Origin of the sequence: Nonomuraea glycinis (assembly GCF_035920485.1) — a bacterium.
GTDB lineage: Bacteria > Actinomycetota > Actinomycetes > Streptosporangiales > Streptosporangiaceae > Nonomuraea > Nonomuraea glycinis.
Genome location: NZ_CP109166.1, coordinates 2,492,380 through 2,512,840, shown reverse-complemented (window position 1 = coordinate 2,512,840; position 20,461 = coordinate 2,492,380). Strand labels below are relative to the sequence as shown.

The following is a 20,461-nucleotide window of genomic DNA, read 5'->3' as shown; positions in this document are numbered from 1 at the left end:
GCCATGGAATCGCTGTCCCGCCGTGCGGCCGCTACCCACAGGCGCCTGCTGGAAGCCGCCGCCGAGGAACTCATCGAGACCGGCGACGTCGAGGTGGCGGCCGTCGCCCGGCGCGCGGGGCTGAGCGTCGGGCTGCCGTACCGCTACTTCGGCACCCGCAGCGGCCTGATGAGCGCCCTGCTCGCCGACTTCTACGACCGGCTGGTGGCCGACACCGTCCTGGCGAGCTTCGACGGCCGCACCTGGCTGGACCGCTGGCGTACCCAGGTCGTCACCTGGGTCGACCGCGTCTACGCCGACCCGCTGGCGCCCGTGGTGCTCGGCCGCATGGTCGGCGACGCCGAGGTCGCCGCCATGGAGGCCCGCTGCGTCCGGCAGATCATCGCCACCGGCGTCACCCACATCACCGCGGGCCAGGCCGAAGGCGCCGTGGCCGCCGACCGCGACCCCGAGCTCCTGGCGGCGGGAGTGGTCGGCGGCATGCGGGCCATCTTCACCATCGTTCTGGACAAGACCCCCAGACCGGACCGCGACACGGTCGTCGCCGAGATCTGGAAGTTCACCATCGCCGCGCTGGGAGCCGACGACGCCGCGCTGCGCGAGGAGCACCTGCCATGACGCGGAGTCCCATGTCGCTCCTGCACAGCGACGGCTACGTGGTGCTTCCCACGCTCCTGCCGGAGGCACGCTGCCGGCGCATCCGGGCGGAGCTCACCCCGCTGCTCGGCCCCGCCGGGCGCGACCCCTTCCAGTCCCGGCACACCCGCCAGGTCTTCGGCGTCCTGCACAACACCCGCGCCGTCGACGAGCTCATCGACCGACCGGACGTGCTCGCCCTGCTGGACCGCCTGCTGCTGCCCAACTTCCTGCTCTCACAACTCGAAGTGGTCGAGGTACGCCCAGGCGCCGCCGCCCGGCACCCGCGCCCCGACGACGAGCAGTATCCCCTGTCTCGCCCCCGCCCGGCCCTGTCGGTGGCGGCCCTGTGGACGATCGACGCCGGCAGCGCCCTCACCGTGTGGCCGGGCAGCCACCGCTGGCCCGACAGCCGCCTCCCCACCGGCCCCGGCCACACCCTGACCCCACCCGTAGGCTCCTGTACGGTCCTGCTCGGCACCCTCTGGCACGCCCGCCCGGCGACCCCGCGCGGCGCGAACCCGAGCCTGACCGTCAAGGCCCACTACTGCGAGCCGTGGCTACGCACCCGCGAGGCCTTCACCCTGTCACCGGGCCGCGACGTCGCCCGCCAACTGAGCCGGCGGGTCCGCCGCATGCTCGGCTACAGCATCCACCCACCGGACACGGGCCTGGTGGACGGCATGCACCCCCAACGCCTCCTCTCCTGACCGCTGGTCAGCGTGCCTATACCTGCCCGCAACGGCTACACCGGATCACTGCCAGTGGAAGATTTCTTTTCTTCCGATCGAGTCTGAGATGCACTCAAGTTGCCATATGTACAGGGTGCCCACCGGCGCACACCAATGCACCTCGAAAACGTGCCGCTGCAGCGTATTGCTGTACCCGTTGTGCAGGGTTATCTGATCGGCGCTTTCCCCGGCGAGGACGTTCACATTGAGCCAGACCCGGTGGCGGTCGGTGATCTGCACCGTAAGCTCGTGCTTGCTTGGAGAAGGTACCTTTCCGGTGCAGCTCTCTCGATAATCTCGATTCCCCTCGTCATAGCTCTCCGCCTTCAGGCAGATATTGACGATGGCACTCAATTGTTGGCTCAGTACGATTTTGTAGTCGCGGTAGTCGTTCGCCGATGCGGGAGTCGCGGCCATCCCCATGGCCACTACTGTCATCGCTCCCGCCAGAGCGACTCTCATCGCCTTTCTCACCCCGATGCCCTCTCTGCGCGTGTCTTCGCCGACCCATATCGCTTCCAGGTGAAACGATGTGGTCCACAGGAGGTCGGAAGGCGCCCCGGAGCAGGACGATGCCCACGGGATTCCCTTTCCCCCGTCCCCATATTTGCGACAAAGGGAAAGCTATCACTGCTCAACTTCCCTTGACCAGAAGTCATTCTGGTAATTAGGGATTCCAATCGATAACAACGACTTGTGACCGCCGGACTACACCGTGTCAAGGGCTGGCAGGGGCCTTGACTCTTCCAGATGTCACCATGCTGATGTCCGCCTCGATATTTCCCGAGGATGGTTCATATTTGGAGAAGTCGGGGGTGATTTCTCGATACAGCAGAAGAGGCAGGTCACCATCTTCAGCTCGGACGTGGACGACCTGGAGAAGCTGGTCCCGGACTCGAGCGTCGTCAAGAAGGTGTGACTCGTCACCAGGCGAGACGTGGCCGCCGTCTCAGAAGCAGCGGAAGTCCCAGCCGCTGTCGCCTTGGTAGGTGGCGTCGACTTCGATGATGATCGTTTGGTAGCCGTACTCTGCTTGATCTGATCCGTAGTGCACCCATGCATTGACCGAGAAGTCGGTGTAGCGTTCATCGCCTTTCGCGAACTCGGCCGCTTCATAGTGCTTCAGCACCTCTTCCGCGGGCCTGTCCGTGACCAGGTCGAAGCGCACGCTGACCCAGCAGTCGCCCGAGTCGCCGCTGACCATCTGCTGCGGCTCGTAAGAACTGACGCCGGTGCCGCCCGGTGGCGTCGGATGCCGCAGAATGCGATCCGCAAGACCTGTCAGCTGATAGTCGTGGATCCAGACGGGCGCCATGAGGAGCGCATAGAGCAGAGCGAACGGCGTCAGCGCGACAAGTGCGTAGAAGATCCACCGCCGACGCGTTCGCTTACGTGGTGCCTGCTGTGCGGAGTCATCCTGCGAAGCGACCGACATGGCCGACATGCTCCCAGCACCGACCGGCCCCCAGGAAGACCTCCACACCACAGGCCGCCGGACCATCTACGCCCGCCCCCCAAAGGTCCTCGCTGACCGCTCGGGCCGCCTCCCCGAGCGGACCTCGCTCCGCTCGGACGCCTCCCTGACCGCCTCCGCCATCCGTGCACCGATGCGGCTGATTGCTGCTTCCAATGCGCGACCAGAAGCCTGTCTTCGCCAAGAATCGACGAAATGGAGGCTATGATGGCCGTCTGGATGCAGGAGGGGCGTTGTGCTGATCCGTTTTGAGGTGGCCAACTTTCGCTCGATCCTCACCCCGGTCGAGTTGTCGATGGTCGCTGTCGACCGCGATCGGAAGGAGGCCCGGCCGGTCGCCAACCTGGGCGAGAGCCTCCTGCCCGTCGCGGCCGTCTTCGGGCCCAACGCGTCCGGCAAGTCGAACGTCGTGGCCGCGCTGGCCTGGCTGCAGACCGCGGTCCAGGATTCTCTGCGCTTCTGGGACGACGAGATCCCGACCGAGCCGTTCGCTTTCGCCGGTGGCGAGAGCCGGCCTTCGGAGTTCACCGTCGAGTCGGTGATATCAGGGGTGCGCTTCGAGTATCTCGTCGAGCTCGATCGGCAGGCGGTCCGCTACGAGGCCCTCTTCCATTATCCGGAGAAGAAGCGGCGACGGATCTTCGAGCGGGACGGTGACGAGCTGAAACTGCAGCGCGGCCTCGGCAACCTGTCCGGCACCCGAGAGTTGCTCACGGCCCGCACGCTCGCGCTGTCCATCGCCCGGCGATTCGGTGAGCCACTTGTCTCAGGTTTCGCCCGTGAGCTGCTCGCGACGCAGACTCTCGGATTGAGATCCCGCAATCGACGCCAACCGGCATATGGCAGGTCGCGTTCCACCATGCGTTGGTTCGAGGACAACCCCGACAACGGTCAGTTGTCGTTGCCGGGAATCGAGGAAATGGACACTCCCTCTCCCACGGACCGAACTCAGGCGCTTGCCCTGCTGCGCATGGCCGATCTCGGCATCGACGACGTGGTGATAGACGAGTACGAGATCCCTTACCCGGAAGCCGGGATCGAGCCGGCGCGCACCCGTACGCAACGCAGGATACGACTTGTCCACCGGGCGGCTCATGAAAGAGTGCCGTTCGATCTCGCGGCGGAGTCGGAAGGCACGCGCACCTGGTTCCAACTGATCGGCCCGGTGCTGGCCGCGCTCAAGTCGGGGTCTCTCCTCCTTTTCGACGAGCTGGACGCCAGTCTGCATCCGACTCTGTCCATGCAGGTGATCCGGCTCTTCCACGACCCGCAGACGAACCCGAAGGGCGCACAGCTCGTCTTCACGTCCCACGACACGAGCCTGCTCAACCACCTCAACCGGGATGAGGTCTGGCTGACCGAGAAGGGACAGGACGGAACGACCAGGCTGGGCGCGCTGGCCGAGTTCGCCGGAGAACGGGTAAGGAAGTCTCAGAACTTGGAGAAGGCCTACCTGCATGGCCGGTTCGGCGCGCTACCTGAGGTCGACCGCACCGCGATTCTGCGCGCGCTCGGGCTGATCGGCTGAGCGAGATGGCGCTGCGCAGAACCAAAGGAAAGGACCTCAGGCGAAAGACCGCCCAGCGTCCGGAGCGTAAAACCATCGTGGTTTTCTGTGAAGGTGAGGCGTCCGAGCCGGATTACATCAACGGACTGAGACGGCTCCCGGAGATCCGCGCGAACACGTCGATCAACATCGAGATCGATCCCGAACCAGGAGTTCCCATGACCCTGGTGAAGAGGGCGGTCGAGCGAAGCTACGACGACGAGGTGGACGAGTGCTGGTGTGTGTTCGACGTCGAGTGGCCCCACAAGCATCCGAACCTTGAGCGGGCGATACTCCTGGCGGAAGAGAGCGGAATCCGCCTTGCCGTCTCGAACCCCTGCTTCGAGCTGTGGCTGATCCTGCATTTCGAGAATCAGACGGCTTTCATGAATACGAAAGACGCCGAACGTAAGAGTCGCCAACTGGACGGTCGTTCCGGAAAACGAATCGACGCCGACCTTTACATGATGCGTCGGCACGCGGCATCGCAGCGCGCGGCCGTACTGGCCAAGCGCCACCAGCGGAACCAGAGTGCGTGCCCCAATGACAATCCCTCGTCCACCATGTGCGATCTGATCGCCGCGATCGAATCGTAGGACGGCACCGTCCACGGATGGCGGAAGCGGCCAGGAAGGCGTCCGAGCGGAGCGAGGTCCGCTCGGGGAGGAGGCCCGAGCGATCAGCGAGGACCTTACCCGACCGGCTTTCTCGTTGGCGAGGCGAATCCTTTCGCGGCTTCGGTGCCTCTCATACACGTCCCGGCAGACCCCGCCGGCGACAACGGACATGGAGGTTGTCGTGGTAGTAGGTATCGCTGTCGCTGCCGTGCTCATCTGTACGTGTAGTTTCGTCGTGCTCCGCCGGAGGAGGCGTGGACGTGGCTGAGACGACATGGTCGGACGAGCGGCTGGTCGCCGCCGCGCGCAGTGGTGACATCGAGTCGCTCACGGCGCTGGTGTCGGGCGCTCACCCGCACGTGCAGCGGCTCGCGCGGTCGTTGTGCGCCACGCCCGAGGACGCTGAGGACGCCGCCCAGGAGGCGCTCATCGTCCTGTATCGCAAGATCGGCACCTTGCGCGCCTCCAGCGCGCTCGTTTCGTGGATGTTCCGGATCATTCGCAATGAATGCCTCCGGCGGGCACGGCTCATGATGCGGTCTCAGCCGCCGCGCACCGAGGCCGCCGCAGCGCCGTCGGCCGAGGACGAGGTGTTCGAGCGGCTGGAGGCCGCGCGGGTGGCGGCGGCGATCGCGGCGCTACCCACCGACCAGCGGCAGATTCTGATCATGCGGGATGTGCAAGGGCTCAGCGGGCGGATGGTCGCCGACCTGCTGGGGCTCAGCACCTCGGCGATGAAGTCACGGTTGCACCGCGCCCGCGCGGCGGTGCAGCGCACGTTGTCCGGCCCGGCTCTTGGGGATCTCGATGACTGATGGCCAGAGCTTCGCGAGCTCGTCGCTGCCGCGGCATCTGGTGCGCGGTGTGGTCGGCTTGGGGGCGCTGATCTGCTCGGTGGCGCTCATGCCGGTGGTCGGGCCGGTCAGCTTGCTGCTCGCCGCCGTCGGCGTGTTCGCTTTCCGCGGGTGCCCGACCTGCTGGGCGATCGGGCTGGCGCAGACGATCTCAAGAGGACGACTACAGCGTTCGTGCTCGGACGGCGTTTGCGAGCTGAAAGTCGCCGAACGCCCCCGAAGCAGCGCCTGAAAGGTCACCTGGCCCGATCCCGATCAGGCCAAGTAGATGCGTCATGGACCATCAACGCGCAGAGCCCGCTCCCGCGAAGCCAGAGTTTCCTCTCGGAAGCGAGCCTCCCACGACCTCCTGGCCTGCACGGGTAGGTAGAGCCGTGGCCAGAGCCTGGTCAGGAGCGGTCCGTTCAGGTAGGTGCGTAGGTCGTCCAGGTGCACTGCCTCGCGGATGACGCGCTCGTACATCAGCCCGAGCTGGGCATCGTCGTCCAGGTCATAGACGCGTTGCTCCGACCAATCAAGGTGGATGGGCAGCTCGATGACACCGGTAACCGGACCTCTCAACTCTCGCAGGTCGGCGGGTACGAGGTATCGCGATCCGTCCGCTCTGGCCGTTCGTCGAGGCGTCCCCACGAACCGCTCAACGAGCGGCACGGTGTCCATCACCTGTAAGGCTCCCAGCGGACGTTTGTGTCGCCGGTTTTGAAGCTGTGCATGCGGTGTTGCCACTGTGACCGGATCGAAGGGTTGCTGCGCAGGATCGGGAGCACGCTGGTGACCAGTTTGAGCTCGCGGAGGCGGCGCAGCACCGGAAAGCCCTCCCAGCCGATCACGTCGAAGCCGTACTGCTCCGCGAGCGGGAGGTGCTCGTTCACCGGGTAGTTCATCCGGAGGCTGCCGACCGCCGCCGGGGTCAGGTCCCATTCGCGGGGGCCGATGGTGGTGCTGTCGAAGTCGCACAGCACGGGCCCGTCCGGCCCCGCGATGACGTTGCCGAGGAAGGCGTCCCCGTGGATGACGCCCGGCGGGAGCACGTAGCGGAGCGTGCCGAGCTGGTCTTCGAGCTCGTCGCACTCGTCCAGGAGGAAGGCGTGGTCGTCGGGGGAGAGGTCCTCCGGTTCGGCGAGCCGCCGGCGGATCTGGTTCATCGGCTGCCACGGCGGCAGGCTGTGGCGTGGATGGGGGAGGGTGTGCAGGCGCTGGAGCAGGGTGGCCAGGTCCGCGCCGCCGGGACGCGGTCCCACCTCGGGGATGTACGTCCACAGGGTGGCCAGCTGGTCGTCCACCCGTATGGGTTGCTCGACACCCGGCAGGAGTCGTACGGCCGGGAAGTCGTGATGCGCCAGCCAGCGGGCGACCCGCACCACCGTGGGCAGGATGACGCGGGCGGCGCTGGAGCCGGCGATGCGGACGACGACGGGCGCGTGGCGCAGGCGGAAGACGGCGTTGTTGGTGAACTTGATCAGCTCGGCGCCGGCGGAGGGGAGGCCGGCCTGGTCGCAGACGGCGGTGAGCAGCGTGTCGAGCCGGTCGCGGGTGAGTCCGCAGGTGTGGTCGGCGGTCGCCGTCATGCCGCACGCACCGTCGCGATGCGCTGGGCGAGGTCCTGCGCGTCGGCGTGAGGCCGCGCGACGGCGGCGGCCTGGAGGGGGGCGAGCCGGTCGAGGATCCGTTTTGAGCGGATCTGGCTCGCCAGGGCGACGACCTGGTGGCCGTTGGCGATCGCGCTGTTCAGCTCACCGGCCCGGAGCTGCACGGTCGCCAGCGCGGTCAGCTCGAACACTCTGCTTCTCGTCATGCTCGGGTTACGGCCCTCCAGCGCCTTGGTGAGGAACTCCGAGGCGACGTCGAGGTGTTCGTCGGTGAGGTCGGCGTAGACCATGCCGCTCAGCGCGTCGAGGTCGGCCGGGCCGAAGAAGTTGACCCAGGCCGGAAGGGACCGGCCGCAGGAGCGGGCGAACTCGTCCCGCGCCCGGTGGATCGACTTGAGGGCGAGCTCGGCGTCGCCCAGCAGAGCGTACGCCCAGGCTTCGTTGGCGCACAACATCGCCACCGTCCGTTCACAGTTGGCGTCCTGTGCGCAGATCTGCCCCAGCTGGAAGAACCGCAACGCGTCCTGCACCCGGTCACAGTGCAGGTGTACGCGGCCCATCCGGTAGAGGACGTTGGCCGCGAGGGAGAAGTTTCTGGCGTGTTTGGCCTGTTCGAGCGCGAGGGCCAGGTGTTGCCGCGCCGGGCCGTACAGACCGACGTCGAAGGACGTCCAGCCCGCCAGATTGTGCTGGTCCGCCAGCGCCTGGTGCAGCCGGAGGCCGACCTTGCTCGAGCAGGTCGCGTGCAGCAGCCGCTGGGTCCAGGCGAGCTGGGCCACCACCGCGTCCCGGCAGACGCCGCCGCCGTGCTGGTGGTCCAGCGCCCGCAGGGTGCGCGTCACCGTCTCGACCTGCTCGATGTCGGCCAGTCCGATCCGCTGCGGTGCGGGCGTCTCCACGGAGGCCAGGGGATGCGTCCACGTGTCGCTGTCCTCCCCCGCCGCGCCGACGGTCACCTGTGCGGCACGGGCGAGAAGGCGCCGCACCTGTTCGTCCTCGTCAAGGTCTGCCTCGGGCTCCTTCGTCGGCTTGGAGGGCTCGGGGCAGGACGTGTCGTGGGCCAGTCCCATGTAGCCGCGCGGGATGCCCAGCCCGTCGGCGATGCGGCCCAGCACGTCGTAGGCCATCACCTGACGGCCTTTGAGGATCTCGGAGATCTCCGATTGGGACTGGGTCGTGAGGGTGGCGATGTGACGCTGGGAGATGCCGATGCGTTGCAACAACCGATAGACAGTGGCCATGTCGCGGACGTACAACGCCTGACGCATCTGGGGGTCGTCCCAGATGGTGGGGTCGATGTCGTGCGCGCTGGCGTTGCTGACGTTCATCCCGACCTTTCCACGGCCGATTCGTTGGGCTCACGGTAACGGGCGTCCCACCGCGCTCGAGGTCGTATCCGCGGGCCTATCACCCAAGGCGATCGGCTTGGCCGATCACCCATCTGACAAGCGGAGAGTATCGGCATCGCGACTCTCCGTACATGGGTTTCACTCGGCACGATGGCAACTGGCTGCCGCCTGCGCCCGCTGGTCCCTCCGCCGCCGGTCCCGACAGGGCGCCGCTCCACAGGAAGGAGGCTCCGATGCACGCTCTCGGTACCTACCGGAGAGGAAGGCGATGTGCCTACGTCAGGCTCCGCCATATCAGACAGATCCCATGAAAGCTCTCGGATGATCGCGTGGTGCCTGCCCCCTGACAGTGCCACCACCCGTGCTCGCGAACTCCTGCGCGACCACCTGGCTCAGCAGCACCTCGCCCGCGACGTGCTCGTCGAGCTGGAGCTGGTCGTCGCCGAACTGGCCACCAACGCGGCCAGCTACGCGCCCGGCCCCTACGAGCTGCGGATCGTGCACGACGACGGCGCCCCGGTCAGGGTCGAGGTGGTGGACGCCGGCGCCGGCGCCGGGCTGATCGACGACCTGCTGCGCCGCCCCCTCACCGTCCCGGACGACATCGACGAGCTGGCCCTGGGCGGGCGGGGTCTGCGGATCGTCGCCGAGTTCACCCACGGCCGCTGCGGCGCCGAGTGGACCCGTCTGTGCGGCACCGGCCAACTGGGCACCGGCGTCTGGTTCGAGCTTCCTTGCCTACGGTAGGCGGCCGGCCCGGCGCGAGCTCGCTGCGGGCCTGCTCTGCTGGTCATGGACCAGGGGCATGAAGAGGTCGTTGACGATCGACTGAATGCGGGCGGGCTCCAGAGGCTCCAGGCTCATGAGCAGATCGTGGCGCACCAGGTCGAAGGGCATGGCGAGCACCGCGGGGGGGATGCGGTCAAGATCGATCTCGCCGCGGTCGTGGGCGCGTCGGTAGATGGTCTCGACGCGTGACAGTGGCGCGTCACCCAGGATCTTCTCGCGCGCCTGCGCGAGGGTCAGTCCGGCGTCGGTGAGCAGCCCCGAGAAGACGCTGGCCGCGGCGATGGCGAAGAAGGAGGCGCGGCCTTCGCCCATGCCGGTCAGCAGGGCGAGCAGGTCGCCGGGCAGCGTGCCGGTGTCGGGGATCGGGACCGGGTGGACGTTGGGGTAGTGCTCGATGGCGGCGAGCACGAGCTGGTCCTTGTTGGCCCAGCGGCGGTAGAGGACCGCGATCCCGGTGTGCGCTCGTCTGGCGACGGACTCCATCGTCAGCTTGGCGTAGCCGGTCTCGACGAGCTCCTCCCAGGCGGCTTCGAGCAGCGCGGCCTGGAGCTCTTCGCCGTGCCGGCGGCGAGCGGCCTTCGGGACGGGTTCTGCCATTCCTCAACCCTAGAGAGGCTTTCCTTTCTAAGCAAACGCGCCTACTGTTGCAAGAGAGTTTTTCCTCTCTTGAGTAGAAACAGGGGTGTACGAGATGATCGACGTCGTCATCGTCGGCGGAGGGCCCGTCGGGCTCTTTCTGGCCTGCGAGCTCAAGCTCGCGGGGGTCGACCCGGTGGTGCTCGAACGACTGCCCGAGCAGAGTCAGGACGACAAGGCCCACGGCGTCGTCGGCCAGGCGGTGCGCCTGCTCGACGATCGCGGCCTGTACGAGCGGTTCGGCGGGTCGGGGGCCCCCGAGCCGTTGCCCACGTTCTTCTTCGGGACACTGACGCTGCCGGTGCACGTGCTCGGCGACGACAACCCGATGTTCATGCTCCAGATCAACCAGCGCGACCTCGAACGTCACCTCGCCGAGCGGGCCGCCGAACTGGGCGTCGACGTTCGCCGCGGCCACGAGGTCCTGAAGTTCGCGCAGGCGGACGACCACGTCGATCTCGTCGTCGCGAGCCCCGACGGCGCGCAGGCGAACCTCAGCGCCCGGTTCCTCGTCGGGTGCGACGGCGGCCACAGCGAGGTCCGGAAGCAGGCGGGCATCGCATTCCCGGGAATCGTCGACGAACGGGTGGTGTCGCGAGGGGCCATCATCGGAGCGACCGAGCAGATCAGGCCGGTGCCGGGCGGCCGGGTCGCGATCGACGGGTTCGGGGAGACCTCCGGCTACTTCCACCGGACGGAACGCGGGGTCATCCTGATCGCGTTCCTCGATCCGGAGCACCCCTTCATCACGACGCTCGAATGGGAGGATCACCCCGTCGGCAGCTACCCCGGTCCGGGCGCGCCGATGACGTTCGAGGAGCTGGAGGCGAGCGTCGAACGGGTCCTCGGCGTGCGGGTGGCCCTGTCCGCGCCGCCGGAGGGCGCGCCGGCCCTCCTGCGCCGGATCTGCGGGCGGAACACGCGGCTGGCGGAGCGCTACCGCGACCGGCGGGTCTTCCTCGCCGGCGACGCCGCCCACGTCCATGCCGCCTCGGGCGGCCCCGGCCTCAACCTGGGGCTGCAGGACGCCGCGAACCTGGCGTGGAAGCTGGCGGCGGACCTGCACGGGTGGGCCCCCGACGGACTGCTCGACAGCTACGAGCCGGAACGCCGCGCGCTCGGCGAGCGCGTGTTCACGCAGACGCAGTCGCAGACGGCCCTCATGGCGCCGGGCAGCGCCGTGACCGCCCTCCGCGAGCTGTTCACCGAGTTACTGGCGAAGCGCGAGAACGTGCGGCTGATCGCCGACCTGATGGCGGGCGTGGACATCCGCTACGACATGGGCGAGCCCGAGCCCGCCGACGCCACCGGGTGGTTCGCGCCGAGGCTCGACCTGACGACCGAGGACGGTCGCAAGCTCCGCCTCGCCGAACTCCGCCGCGACGCCCGCCCGCTGCTCGTGGACCTCTCCGCCGGCGCCGCGCTCGCCGAGGCCGCGTCACCCTGGTCCGATCGCGTCGCCCGCGTGGCCGCCCGTGCGGCGACCCCGTCGGCGCCGTCGCTGCTCATCCGTCCCGACGGGTACGTCGCCTGGTCGGGAACCGATCCGGCCGGTCTCAGAGGAGCGCTCGGCCGCTGGTTCGGCACCGCGAAGAAGGCCCCGTAGCGGCCAAATGGATAGGGCGCGCCTGTGCGGCGCTCTGGCCGGTGTCCGCTTTGATTCGCATCATGTCCTGCTCACCAGGTGACCGGGAGCTCGTGAACGCCGTAGATGACGGCGTCGGACTTGAACGGCAGGTCATCGACCGGTGCGGTGAGCCGCAGGGTGGGGATGCGGCGGAACAGCGTGTCGAAGACGATCCGCAGCTCCATCCGGGCCAGGTTCTGGCCAAGGCACTGGTGCGGGCCGAACCCGAAGGCGACGTGGTGGCGGGCCCCGCGCTCGAGGTCCAGTTCGGCCGGATCCTCGAACACGGAGGGGTCCCAGTTGGCCGACAGCATCGAGACGATGACGCCTTCGCCGGCCTTGATGCGTACCCCGCCGATCTCCACGTCTTCGGTGGACACCCGGGAGGTGACCCCGTCGGCGATGGTGAAGTAGCGCAGCAACTCCTCCACGGCCATGGGCGTCCTGTCCGGATCTGCGGTGATCAGGGCCAGTTGCTCCGGGTGGGTCAGCAGTCCGACCACGCCGAGCGAGATCATGTTCGCCGTGGTCTCGTGTCCGGCGGTCAACAGGAGAAAGGCCAGGCTCACCAGGCCCGCGTGGTCGAGGGCGCCCTCCTGGCGTTGCCGGGCGATCAGCCGGCCGAACAGGTCGTCGCCGGGTTCGGACTCCTTGCGGGTGATCAGGTCGTCGATGAAGGCGCGCAGTTCGGCGAGGGCTCGCAGGCGGTCTTCCTGCGAGTTCCGGCGCACCATCATGGTGGTGCGGCTCTGGAAGAAGTCGTGGTCGGCGTAGGGGACGCCGAGCAGCTCGCAGATCACCAGGGAGGGCACCGCCAGGGACAGCGCCTGCACCAGGTCGACCGGGCGCTGGTCGGTGGCGAGCATGTCGTCGATGAAGTGGTCGACGATGTCCTGGATGCGCGGGCGCAGCGCGGCCAGTCGCTTCACGGTGAACTCGCCGATCACCGGGCGGCGGGCCGCGGCGTGTTCCGCGCCGTCCATGCCGAGCATCAACGGCGGCTGGCTGCGGAACTGCCGCAGGGTCGCCGCATCGAGGGTGAAGAGCGGGAAGCCGTTCTTGCGCTTGTCGGAGGAGAAGCGGGCGTCGGCGAGGACGGCACGGGCCTCCTCATGCCCGGCCACCCACCAGGCCTCGCCGCCGCTGGTCAGGCGGACCTTGTTGATCGGCGCCCGCTCGCGCAGTCGCTCGTAGGCGGCGGGCGGAGCGAACGGACAGCCCCGCTCGACCGGCAGTTCTTCCAGATCGGTGAGTTCGTCGGCGATGTTCTTCGTCATGAATGATCTCCTGGTAATGGATCTGGCGGAGTTGGTCGTGCCTGTCGGCGGCCGGCTTGTCGCCGGTGTTCACCGCAGGGTGAGCGGAATCTCGGATGCGATGCGCGTCAGCTTCTCGGGGTTGCGGACGTAGTAGAGGCCGGTGATCAGGGTGTCCTCGACCCGGACTGCTATGACGCCGTCGAGCTCGCCGTCCACGCGCAGGAGGAGTGCTGGGTTGCCGTTGATCACGGTGGGCTCGCTGGTGAGCACGATCTGGGCCTTGCCGAGGCCGCCGACGATCATGCGGGCCACCTTCTCGGCGCCGGTGACCGGCCGCTGCACGGCCTGCTTGACCCCGCCGCCGTCGCTGATGAGGACGACTTCCGGAGCGAGTACGTCAAGCAGGCCCTGCAGGTCCCTGGTCTTGATCGCGCGGTGGAACGATTCCAGAGCCGCCCGGGTCTGGCTCGGGGAGACCACCTGGCGAGGCCGGCGGGCATCGACGTGCCGGCGGGCGCGGTGCGCAATCTGGCGGACTGTCGCCGGGTTCTTGCCGACGGCGGCGGCGATCTCGTCGTAGCCGACGTCGAAGGCCTCGCGCAGCACGAAGACGGCGCGCTCGGTCGGCGACAGCGTCTCCAGGACCAGCATCAGCGCCATCGACACACTCTCGGCGAGCTCGATGTCCTCGGCCACGTCCGGCGCGGTGAGCAGCGGCTCGGGCAGCCAAGGACCGACGTACGCCTCCTTGCGCCGCCTCACGGCGCGCAGCCGGTCAAGCGAGCGCCGGGTCGTGATCCGGACCAGGTAGGCGCGCTGGTCGCGCACCTGCCCCAGGTCGACCTTGACCCACCGCAGCCAGGTCTCCTGCAGGACGTCCTCGGCGTCGGCCGCCGAACCGAGCATCTCGTACGCGACGGTGAACAGCAGGTTGCGGTGGGCGACGAACGCCTCGGTCGCCTCGGTGGCGCAATCCGTGCGGTCACCACCAGCCATCGGCTCGGCTGTGCGCGTCATCGCATCCCTGCGCTCGTTCATGCCTGGCTCCTGCCTGTTCACCCGCAACTCCTGCTCCACCACAAGACGCCGGCCCTCACCGCTGTGTGACACCCCATGCTCGGTGGCGTACGTCACATGACCGCACTGTCACAAAGTTCGGGGCGCCGGCGCCTCATGGTCGTCAGGACGCCGCGCGAACGATTCGCGCGGCACACAACTCCCCGAGTTGATCGCCTTGGCCCCATTGCGTGGTGACCGCCGCGCAACCGCCACCGCAGGCAGAACGGAAAGACATCATGAGCAAGGTCTGGTTCGTCACCGGTTCGTCCCGCGGCCTCGGCCGCAACTTCGTCGAGGCCGCCCTGTCGCGCGGTGACAAGGTGGCCGCGGCCGCCCGGGTCACCGCAAGCCTTGACGAGCTGGTCGCCGTCTTCGGCGAGGCGGTGTTTCCGCTGGAGCTGGACGTGACCGACAAGACCGCCGTCTTCGAGGGCGTCAAGCGGGCCATGGAGCACTTCGGCCGTCTGGACGTCATCGTGAACAACGCCGGCTATGCCCAGGTCGGCACGATCGAGGAGCTGGCCGAGCAGGAGCTGCGCGACCAGCTGGAGACCAACCTGTTCGGCGCGGTGTGGGTGATCCAGGCCGCGCTGCCCTACCTGCGCGAGCAGCGTTCGGGGCACGTCATCCAGATCTCCTCGGCGGCCGGGCTCGTGGCGATGCCGCTCAGCGGCGCCTACAGCGCCTCCAAGTGGGCGCTGGAAGCCTTGAACGAATCCCTCGCCCACGAGGTCGCCGACTTCGGCATCAAGGTGACCGTGATCGAGCCCGGCGGCTTCGCCACCCGGTCCGGCAAGAACCCCGATCCCCTCCGCAACGGCCACCTGTCCGAGCCCAACCCGATCTACGACGGCCTTCGCCGGCACATCGCCGCGTTCGCGGGAAGGCAGCCCGCCGGTGACCCGGCCGCCGCGGCCCAGGCACTCCTCAAGATCGTCGACTCCGACAACCCGCCCCTGAGGGTGCTGTTCGGCCAGGGCTTCTACCCGATGCTCCAGCAGGCGTACGCCGACCGGCTCAAGACCTGGGCCGACTGGCAGGACCTCTCGGCGCAGGCTCACGGCAACCTCGATCAAGAGGATCGGTGACCCAGGGCCGAGTCGACTCACCGAGAGCAAGCCAACTGACAGGAGCAACGCATGAAGCACCGCATCGTCGTCCTCGGCGCCGGCTATGCCGGGGCCTACGTGGCCGGGAACCTGGCCCGTCGGCTGTCCCCGGCGGACACCGAGATCACCGTGGTCAACGCTGTGCCGGACTTCGTCGAACGGCTGCGGCTGCACCAGCTCGCGGCCGGCCAGAAGATCGAAACTCAAAAGCTCGCCGACGTCTTCGCGGGCACGGGGATACGGCTGCGCCTGGCCCGTGTCACCGCGGTCCACCCCGAACGCCAGGTCGTCGCCGTGGCCGACGCTGATGGCAGCGGCGAGCTCGGCTACGACACGCTCGTGTACGCGCTCGGCAGCCACGTGGCCGACCACGGGGTCCCCGGCGTGGCCGAGCACGCCTTCCACGTCACCGCCCGGCCCGCGGCGCTGCGCCTGCGCGAGCGCCTGGACAGCCTGGACAGGCAGGGCGAAGGCGGCAGTGTGCTGGTCGTCGGCGACGGGCTGACCGGCATCGAGACCGCCACCGAGCTCGCCGAATCCCGGCCCGGCCTGTCGGTGACACTGATCGCCCACGGCGAACTGGGCACCCGGCTCTCCGCCGGAGCCCGCAGCCACCTGCGCCGGGCCTGCGACCGGCTGGGCATCACCGTCCTGGAGCACACCAGGGTCGAAGCCGTCGAAGCGAGGCGGGTGCGGTGCGCCGACGGCACCGCTCTGGCGTCCGACGTGACCGTGTGGACGGCCGGGTTCGCGGTCAACCCCATCGCCGCCGCCGGCGGGCTGGAGGTCACCGAGAACGGCCAGATCGTCGTCGATCGCACCATGCGGTCGGTCTCGCACCCCAACGTCTACGCCGCCGGCGACAGCGCCTACGCCATCGGCGACAACGGCCGGCCGCTGCCGATGTCCTGCGCTTCGGCCGGCTTCACCGGCGGGCAGGCGATCCACGCGATCGTGGGACACCTGACCGGCCGCAAGATCGCGAAGGGCAAGCTGGACTACCCGGGCAACCACATCAGCCTCGGACGGTGGGACGCGATCCTGCAGATGGTCGACGACGAAGGGCAAGCAAAACCGAAGTACATGGGCGGCCGGAAGGCCGCGCGGATCAAGTCCGGCATCCTCAAGACCTCGCTGTGGGCCACCTCGCACCCCACCTTCGGCCTGCCCAAGCGCAAGCTCCGCCTGGCCGCCGCGCGGGATGCGGCCTGCGGGAAGGCGCTCGCGTAACCGCCTAGGGCGATCCGCGTGGACAGCAACCAAAACCCGGACATGATCAGACAAGGACAGTCGTCATGCGTATCGCAGTCTTCGGGGCCAATGGCCTCACCGGCCGCCTGCTCACCGACCAGGCACTCGCCGCCGGACACCAGGTCGCCGCCGTCACCCGGCAGCCGGAGTCGTTTCCACTGCGCCATGATCGGCTCACGGTGGTCGCGGCCGACGTGCTCGATCCGGTGGCCGTCGACGCCGCCGTGGCGGAGCGGGATGCGGTGCTGTCGACGCTCGGGGTACCCGCTGGGAAGGAACCGATCAGCACCTACTCGCAGGGTGTGGCCAATATCGCCGCCGCGATGAAACGGCATCGGGTGCGTCGGCTCGCCGTGGTCAGCTCAAGCGGGGTGGATCCGCACCCGTACTCCGACGGCGGGTTCCTGTTCAACCGGCTATTGCTGCCCTACGTGACACGGGTGCTCGGTAAGACGTTGTACGACGACATGCGGCGGATGGAAACGCTGGTCCGCGCCGGCGATCTGGACTGGACGATCGTGCGCCCGAGCGGGCTCTACCACCTGCCGTCGGTCACCGGCTACACCGTCGTGAAGGGCCACGCCGACGGCAGGTTCACCGCCCGTGCGGACCTGGCCGCGAGCATGCTGGCCCTGCTGGACGATGACCGCTACCTCCGCGCCACCGTGGGCGTCATCACCACCGTCGACAACCCCACCTTGCTCCAGTGGATCCGCCGCGAAGCACTCGCCAAGAGCTGACGCGCGGATGGGCAACGGCCGGGTGGTAAGACGCCCTGTACGGATTACTCTTCGCCGTCCTCCGGGACTGGCGGGGTCTTTTCTTTCGGTGGGGCGGTGCTGCCTCGGGGGAGGAGGCGGGCCGCCTGGTCCTCGACTCCCGCCACCTCCTCGCCGTCGATCAGGGACAGGAGTGTCCGGGCCGCGTGCACGCCGTAGGCCGGGATGTCCCGGGTGAGGGCGCTCAGCGCGGGGCGTACGACCTGGGAGAGGGGTGAGTCGTCCCAGGCCACGATCGACAGGTCGCCGGGCACGTCGAGGCGCATCTCGTGGGCGGCTGACATGCCGGCGACGGCCATGATGTCGTTGTCGTACACGATGGCCGTGGGCCGGGTGGGGGAGCTGACGAGGCGGCGGGTGGCGCGGGCGCCTTCCTCACCGGTGTAGTCGGTGTGCATGATGGTGTGCCGGTCGAGGCCGAGGTCCTGGCAGGCGGCGGTGAAGGCCTGGTCGCGGAGCACGGTGTGGACGAGGTCGGGCAGGCCGGCGACGCGGGCGATGCCGCGGTGGCCGAGGGCGGCCAGGTATTCGACGGTCTCGCGGACGGGGACGGCCTCGTCGGACCAGACGGGGGTGAGCGAGCCGGCCGCGGCGGGGTGGCCGATGACGACGGCGGGCAGGCCGAGCTCTTTCAGCGCGCTGACGCGGGGGTCGGCGAAGCGCAGGTCGACGAGGAAGGCGCCGTCGACGCGGCCCTCGCCCCACCAGCGGTCGTAGATCTCCATCTCCTGCTCGGGGCTGGTCACGACCTGGAGCATGAGCGCGTAGGAGCGCGTCGACAGCTCGGTCTCGATGCCGCTGATCAGCTCCATGAAGAAGGGCTCGACGCCGAGTATGCGCGCGGGCCGGCACAGGGTGAGCCCCACGGTGCGGGCCTGGGCGCCGTTGAGGGCGCGGGCGGCGCTGTTGGGGCGCCAGCCGATCTCTTCGGCGATGGCCTTGATGGCGGCGCGTCTGGCGGGGGAGACCCCGGGGCGGTCGTTGAGCGCGTAGGAGACGGCCACCTTGGAGACGCCCGCTTGCCGAGCGATGTCGGCGATCGTCGGTCGCTTCACCGAGCCCCCTGTTTCTGAACCGGTTAGCCACGTGTCCAGTCGCACTTTACCCCTGGCCGGAGCGTCGTACATCCGGTGGCCGCCATTGTCTCAAACGCGTCACGGCCCTTGACGGGGTTGTCATCGCGAATTTACGTTCTCGGTACTTATCCGGTTCAGCGCGGTTCTGCCCGGTAGTGCATGAGAGCGCTCCCAAGCCTCTCCGTACCCGCCGATCAGGGCGCTGACCAGGCACGACGGCGGCGTAAGTCCCGGGCCGCCGAATTCGGGGTTGGACACATGGTCGACCTCCGCTTCGGTGGGGGAAGGAGAAACGCACATGCAGACCCGGGCACGGATCCTGATACCGCTTCTCGCGGTGGGCATGGCCGCGACCGCCTGTTCGGGAGGCGGCGCGACGCCGGCTCCGCAAGCCTCACAGGCAGGCAGCGCCGCCCCCGCTCCACAGGGCAACACCGGCGCGCTCCCGCGCAACGAGACGCTGTACACCACGGGCACCCAGTGGGGCCCGCCCGCCAACTTCAACCCGATCCGCGAGTGGGACTCCGCCACCGGCACCAAGGGCCTGGTGTACGAGACGCTCTTCCACTACGACCCCAACGCGGCCAAGCTCACGCCGTGGATCGCCGAGAGCGGCAGCTGGACGGACGACACGACGTACGAGGTCAAGGTCCGTACGGGCGTCACCTGGGCGGACGGCAAGCCGCTGACCGCCAAGGACGTCGCCTTCTCCTACAGCCTGGGCAAGATGGAGACGGTCCCGTACCACAACATCTGGGACTGGCTGAAGTCGGTCGAGGCGGTCGACGATCAGACGGTCCGCTTCTCGTTCTCCCAGGCGAACTACCAGGAATGGGACTTCAACCTGTACGGCCGGGTCATCGTGCCCGAGCACATCTGGAGCGGCCGATCCGAGGAGGACGTGCTGAACGGGGTCAACGAGAACCCCATCGGCAGCGGCGCGTACAAGTACCAGAGCCACGACCAGGACCGCGTGGTCTGGGTCAAGCGGGACGACTGGTGGGGCAAGACGGTGCTCAACATGGAGCCCAAGCCCAAGTACATCGTCGACGTCGCCACGCCCAGCAACGAGGTGGCCATGGGCCTTCTGCTGCAGAAGGGCATGGACATGAGCAACAACTTCATGCCCGGCGTGGCCAACCTGGTCAAGGGCAACTTCGGCATCACCACGTTCTACAACGAGCCCCCGTACATGCTGTCGGCGAACACCGCCTGGCTGGTGCCCAACACCACCAAGAAGCCGATGAACGACCCGGCCTTCCGCAGGGCGCTGGCCGCCTCCGTGGACGTCAAGAAGATCGTCGAAGGCGTGTACGGCAACCTGGTCAAGGCCGCCAGCCCGACGGGCCTGCTGCCGCAGTGGGACCAGTTCGTCGACCAGGGCGTGGTGAGCTCCGACGGCTTCACCTTCGACACCGCCAAGGCCAAGAAGACGCTGGCCGACGCCGGTTACAAGGACACCGACGGCGACGGGCTGGTGGAGAACAAGGACGGCTCGAAGATCAGCCTGAAGCTGGAGGTGCCGGCGGGCTGGACGGACTGGATGGAGGCGGCCCGGGTCATCTCCAGCAGCGCCAAGGCGGCCGGCATCGACGTCAACCCGGAGTTCCCCGACTTCAACGCGCTCGTCGAGAACCGCAGCAAGGGCAACTTCGACCTGATCGTCAACAACGAGCGCCAGCTGTCCAGCAGCCCGTGGACCTACTACGACTATCTGTTCCAGCTGCCGATCCGCAAGACGCAGAACACCGTCAACTTCGGCCGCTACGAGAACAAGAAGGCGTGGGAGCTGGTCCAGAAACTGGACCAGGTCAAGACCGACGACATCGAGGGCATGAAGTCCGTCATCTCCGACCTGCAGAAGATCCACCTGGACGAGATGCCGAACATTCCGCTCTGGTACAACGGCCTGTGGGCCCAGTCCAGCAACGGCGTGTGGAAGAACTGGCCCTCCTCGGCGTCGGGAGCGCCCAAGACGGCGCCCGTCATGTGGCGTAACTGGCTCGAACTGGGCGGATTCGAGACGCTCACCCAGCTCCAGCCCGTAGCCGGCTGACCGGACGACCGTGCCCCCTCCGCC

21 protein-coding genes are annotated in these 20,461 nt (G+C 68.2%); 12 read left to right on the top strand and 9 right to left on the bottom strand.

Going from position 1 to position 20,461, the window contains the following annotated elements; all coding sequences use genetic code 11:
• Positions 1–3 precede the first annotated feature (3 nt).
• Both OHA68_RS11560 and OHA68_RS11555 read left to right on the top strand, forming a co-directional pair.
• The gene (locus OHA68_RS11560; RefSeq protein WP_327107634.1) at positions 4–618 is read left to right on the top strand and encodes a TetR/AcrR family transcriptional regulator; all 615 of its coding nucleotides are present in this window, start codon (positions 4–6) and stop codon (positions 616–618) included.
• A complete protein-coding gene (locus OHA68_RS11555; RefSeq protein WP_327107633.1) occupies positions 615–1,346 on the top strand; it encodes a phytanoyl-CoA dioxygenase family protein in 732 nt (243 codons plus the stop codon). The genes OHA68_RS11560 and OHA68_RS11555 overlap by 4 nt, the downstream gene beginning before the upstream one ends.
• A 45-nt stretch (positions 1,347–1,391) precedes the next feature.
• Here the strand turns inward: OHA68_RS11555 and OHA68_RS11550 are convergent, their stop codons facing one another.
• Together OHA68_RS11550 and OHA68_RS11545 are read right to left on the bottom strand one after the other, a co-directional pair.
• Positions 1,392–1,829, bottom strand: coding sequence for a hypothetical protein (locus OHA68_RS11550; protein WP_327107632.1), 438 nt, complete (start codon positions 1,827–1,829; stop codon positions 1,392–1,394).
• Between the two features lie 487 nt (positions 1,830–2,316).
• Complete coding sequence (locus OHA68_RS11545) at positions 2,317–2,802, bottom strand: hypothetical protein (RefSeq protein WP_327107631.1); 486 nt, start codon at positions 2,800–2,802, stop codon at positions 2,317–2,319.
• A 274-nt stretch (positions 2,803–3,076) separates the two neighbouring features.
• Here OHA68_RS11545 and OHA68_RS11540 point away from each other — a divergent pair, with 274 nt between their 5' ends.
• From OHA68_RS11540 to OHA68_RS11525, 4 genes are all read left to right on the top strand, one after another.
• Positions 3,077–4,369, top strand: coding sequence for an AAA family ATPase (locus OHA68_RS11540; RefSeq protein WP_327107630.1), 1,293 nt, complete (start codon positions 3,077–3,079; stop codon positions 4,367–4,369).
• Positions 4,370–4,374: 5 nt separating this feature from the next.
• Positions 4,375–4,983, top strand: a complete 609-nt coding sequence (locus tag OHA68_RS11535; RefSeq protein ID WP_327107629.1) for an RloB family protein — start codon at positions 4,375–4,377, stop codon at positions 4,981–4,983.
• Positions 4,984–5,264: 281 nt separating this feature from the next.
• Complete coding sequence (locus OHA68_RS11530) at positions 5,265–5,819, top strand: RNA polymerase sigma factor (protein WP_327107628.1); 555 nt, start codon at positions 5,265–5,267, stop codon at positions 5,817–5,819.
• On the top strand, positions 5,812–6,090 hold the full coding sequence (locus tag OHA68_RS11525; RefSeq protein ID WP_189137878.1) for a hypothetical protein: 279 nt from the start codon (positions 5,812–5,814) through the stop codon (positions 6,088–6,090). Before OHA68_RS11530 ends, OHA68_RS11525 begins: the two co-directional genes overlap by 8 nt.
• A gap of 41 nt (positions 6,091–6,131) precedes the next feature.
• Here the strand turns inward: OHA68_RS11525 and OHA68_RS11520 are convergent, their stop codons facing one another.
• From OHA68_RS11520 to OHA68_RS11510, 3 genes are all read right to left on the bottom strand, one after another.
• Positions 6,132–6,419, bottom strand: coding sequence for a hypothetical protein (locus OHA68_RS11520; RefSeq protein WP_327107627.1), 288 nt, complete (start codon positions 6,417–6,419; stop codon positions 6,132–6,134).
• Between the two features lie 98 nt (positions 6,420–6,517).
• Positions 6,518–7,426, bottom strand: a complete 909-nt coding sequence (locus OHA68_RS11515) for a phosphotransferase enzyme family protein (protein WP_327107626.1) — start codon at positions 7,424–7,426, stop codon at positions 6,518–6,520.
• Entirely contained in the window at positions 7,423–8,775 is a 1,353-nt protein-coding gene (locus tag OHA68_RS11510) for a helix-turn-helix domain-containing protein (protein ID WP_327107625.1), read from the bottom strand. Before OHA68_RS11510 ends, OHA68_RS11515 begins: the two co-directional genes overlap by 4 nt.
• A gap of 342 nt (positions 8,776–9,117) precedes the next feature.
• Between OHA68_RS11510 and OHA68_RS11505 the strand changes: the two genes are divergently transcribed.
• A complete protein-coding gene (locus tag OHA68_RS11505) occupies positions 9,118–9,543 on the top strand; it encodes an ATP-binding protein (RefSeq protein WP_327107624.1) in 426 nt (141 codons plus the stop codon).
• Here the strand turns inward: OHA68_RS11505 and OHA68_RS11500 are convergent.
• On the bottom strand, positions 9,535–10,182 hold the full coding sequence (locus OHA68_RS11500; protein ID WP_327107623.1) for a TetR/AcrR family transcriptional regulator: 648 nt from the start codon (positions 10,180–10,182) through the stop codon (positions 9,535–9,537). The genes OHA68_RS11505 and OHA68_RS11500 overlap by 9 nt on opposite strands.
• Positions 10,183–10,276: 94 nt before the next feature.
• Between OHA68_RS11500 and OHA68_RS11495 the strand changes: the two genes are divergently transcribed.
• Positions 10,277–11,827 carry an FAD-dependent monooxygenase gene (locus tag OHA68_RS11495; protein WP_327107622.1) on the top strand — a complete coding sequence of 517 codons (1,551 nt, stop codon included), beginning with the start codon at positions 10,277–10,279 and terminating at the stop codon, positions 11,825–11,827.
• A 71-nt stretch (positions 11,828–11,898) separates the two neighbouring features.
• Here the strand turns inward: OHA68_RS11495 and OHA68_RS11490 are convergent, their stop codons facing one another.
• Both OHA68_RS11490 and OHA68_RS11485 read right to left on the bottom strand, forming a co-directional pair.
• Positions 11,899–13,125, bottom strand: a complete 1,227-nt coding sequence (locus OHA68_RS11490; protein ID WP_327107621.1) for a cytochrome P450 — start codon at positions 13,123–13,125, stop codon at positions 11,899–11,901.
• Between the two features lie 69 nt (positions 13,126–13,194).
• Positions 13,195–14,145, bottom strand: a complete 951-nt coding sequence (locus OHA68_RS11485) for an RNA polymerase sigma-70 factor (RefSeq protein WP_407674432.1) — start codon at positions 14,143–14,145, stop codon at positions 13,195–13,197.
• A gap of 257 nt (positions 14,146–14,402) precedes the next feature.
• On the opposite strand from OHA68_RS11485, the gene OHA68_RS11480 reads away from it, so the two are divergent.
• The 3 genes from OHA68_RS11480 (at position 14,403) to OHA68_RS11470 (ending at position 17,266) form a co-directional block, all read left to right on the top strand.
• A complete protein-coding gene (locus OHA68_RS11480; protein ID WP_327107620.1) occupies positions 14,403–15,254 on the top strand; it encodes an SDR family NAD(P)-dependent oxidoreductase in 852 nt (283 codons plus the stop codon).
• 51 nt (positions 15,255–15,305) lie between these two features.
• Positions 15,306–16,505 (top strand): NAD(P)/FAD-dependent oxidoreductase, encoded by a 1,200-nt coding sequence (locus tag OHA68_RS11475; RefSeq protein WP_327107619.1) that lies wholly within the window; start codon positions 15,306–15,308, stop codon positions 16,503–16,505.
• A gap of 65 nt (positions 16,506–16,570) precedes the next feature.
• The gene (locus OHA68_RS11470; protein ID WP_327107618.1) at positions 16,571–17,266 is read left to right on the top strand and encodes an NAD(P)-dependent oxidoreductase; all 696 of its coding nucleotides are present in this window, start codon (positions 16,571–16,573) and stop codon (positions 17,264–17,266) included.
• Positions 17,267–17,310: 44 nt separating this feature from the next.
• On the opposite strand, the gene OHA68_RS11465 is transcribed toward OHA68_RS11470, so the two are convergent.
• On the bottom strand, positions 17,311–18,360 hold the full coding sequence (locus OHA68_RS11465) for a LacI family DNA-binding transcriptional regulator (protein WP_327107617.1): 1,050 nt from the start codon (positions 18,358–18,360) through the stop codon (positions 17,311–17,313).
• Positions 18,361–18,679: 319 nt separating this feature from the next.
• Between OHA68_RS11465 and OHA68_RS11460 the strand changes: the two genes are divergently transcribed.
• The gene (locus tag OHA68_RS11460; RefSeq protein WP_327107616.1) at positions 18,680–20,437 is read left to right on the top strand and encodes an ABC transporter substrate-binding protein; all 1,758 of its coding nucleotides are present in this window, start codon (positions 18,680–18,682) and stop codon (positions 20,435–20,437) included.
• Positions 20,438–20,461: the final 24 nt, after the last annotated feature.

Excerpts from the sequence above, each read along its gene's own strand:
- OHA68_RS11560 (WP_327107634.1), top strand. The coding sequence starts at position 4 with ATGGAATCGCTGTCCCGCCGTGCGGCCGCTACCCACAGGCGCCTGCTG.
- OHA68_RS11555 (WP_327107633.1), top strand. The coding sequence starts at position 615 with ATGACGCGGAGTCCCATGTCGCTCCTGCACAGCGACGGCTACGTGGTG.
- OHA68_RS11550 (WP_327107632.1), bottom strand. The coding sequence starts at position 1,829 with ATGAGAGTCGCTCTGGCGGGAGCGATGACAGTAGTGGCCATGGGGATG.
- OHA68_RS11545 (WP_327107631.1), bottom strand. The coding sequence starts at position 2,802 with ATGTCGGTCGCTTCGCAGGATGACTCCGCACAGCAGGCACCACGTAAG.
- OHA68_RS11535 (WP_327107629.1), top strand. The coding sequence starts at position 4,375 with ATGGCGCTGCGCAGAACCAAAGGAAAGGACCTCAGGCGAAAGACCGCC.
- OHA68_RS11525 (WP_189137878.1), top strand. The coding sequence starts at position 5,812 with ATGACTGATGGCCAGAGCTTCGCGAGCTCGTCGCTGCCGCGGCATCTG.
- OHA68_RS11515 (WP_327107626.1), bottom strand. The coding sequence starts at position 7,426 with ATGACGGCGACCGCCGACCACACCTGCGGACTCACCCGCGACCGGCTC.
- OHA68_RS11510 (WP_327107625.1), bottom strand. The coding sequence starts at position 8,775 with ATGAACGTCAGCAACGCCAGCGCGCACGACATCGACCCCACCATCTGG.
- OHA68_RS11505 (WP_327107624.1), top strand. The coding sequence starts at position 9,118 with ATGATCGCGTGGTGCCTGCCCCCTGACAGTGCCACCACCCGTGCTCGC.
- OHA68_RS11500 (WP_327107623.1), bottom strand. The coding sequence starts at position 10,182 with ATGGCAGAACCCGTCCCGAAGGCCGCTCGCCGCCGGCACGGCGAAGAG.
- OHA68_RS11495 (WP_327107622.1), top strand. The coding sequence starts at position 10,277 with ATGATCGACGTCGTCATCGTCGGCGGAGGGCCCGTCGGGCTCTTTCTG.
- OHA68_RS11490 (WP_327107621.1), bottom strand. The coding sequence starts at position 13,125 with ATGACGAAGAACATCGCCGACGAACTCACCGATCTGGAAGAACTGCCG.
- OHA68_RS11485 (WP_407674432.1), bottom strand. The coding sequence starts at position 14,145 with ATGAACGAGCGCAGGGATGCGATGACGCGCACAGCCGAGCCGATGGCT.
- OHA68_RS11480 (WP_327107620.1), top strand. The coding sequence starts at position 14,403 with ATGAGCAAGGTCTGGTTCGTCACCGGTTCGTCCCGCGGCCTCGGCCGC.
- OHA68_RS11475 (WP_327107619.1), top strand. The coding sequence starts at position 15,306 with ATGAAGCACCGCATCGTCGTCCTCGGCGCCGGCTATGCCGGGGCCTAC.
- OHA68_RS11470 (WP_327107618.1), top strand. The coding sequence starts at position 16,571 with ATGCGTATCGCAGTCTTCGGGGCCAATGGCCTCACCGGCCGCCTGCTC.
- OHA68_RS11460 (WP_327107616.1), top strand. The coding sequence starts at position 18,680 with ATGCAGACCCGGGCACGGATCCTGATACCGCTTCTCGCGGTGGGCATG.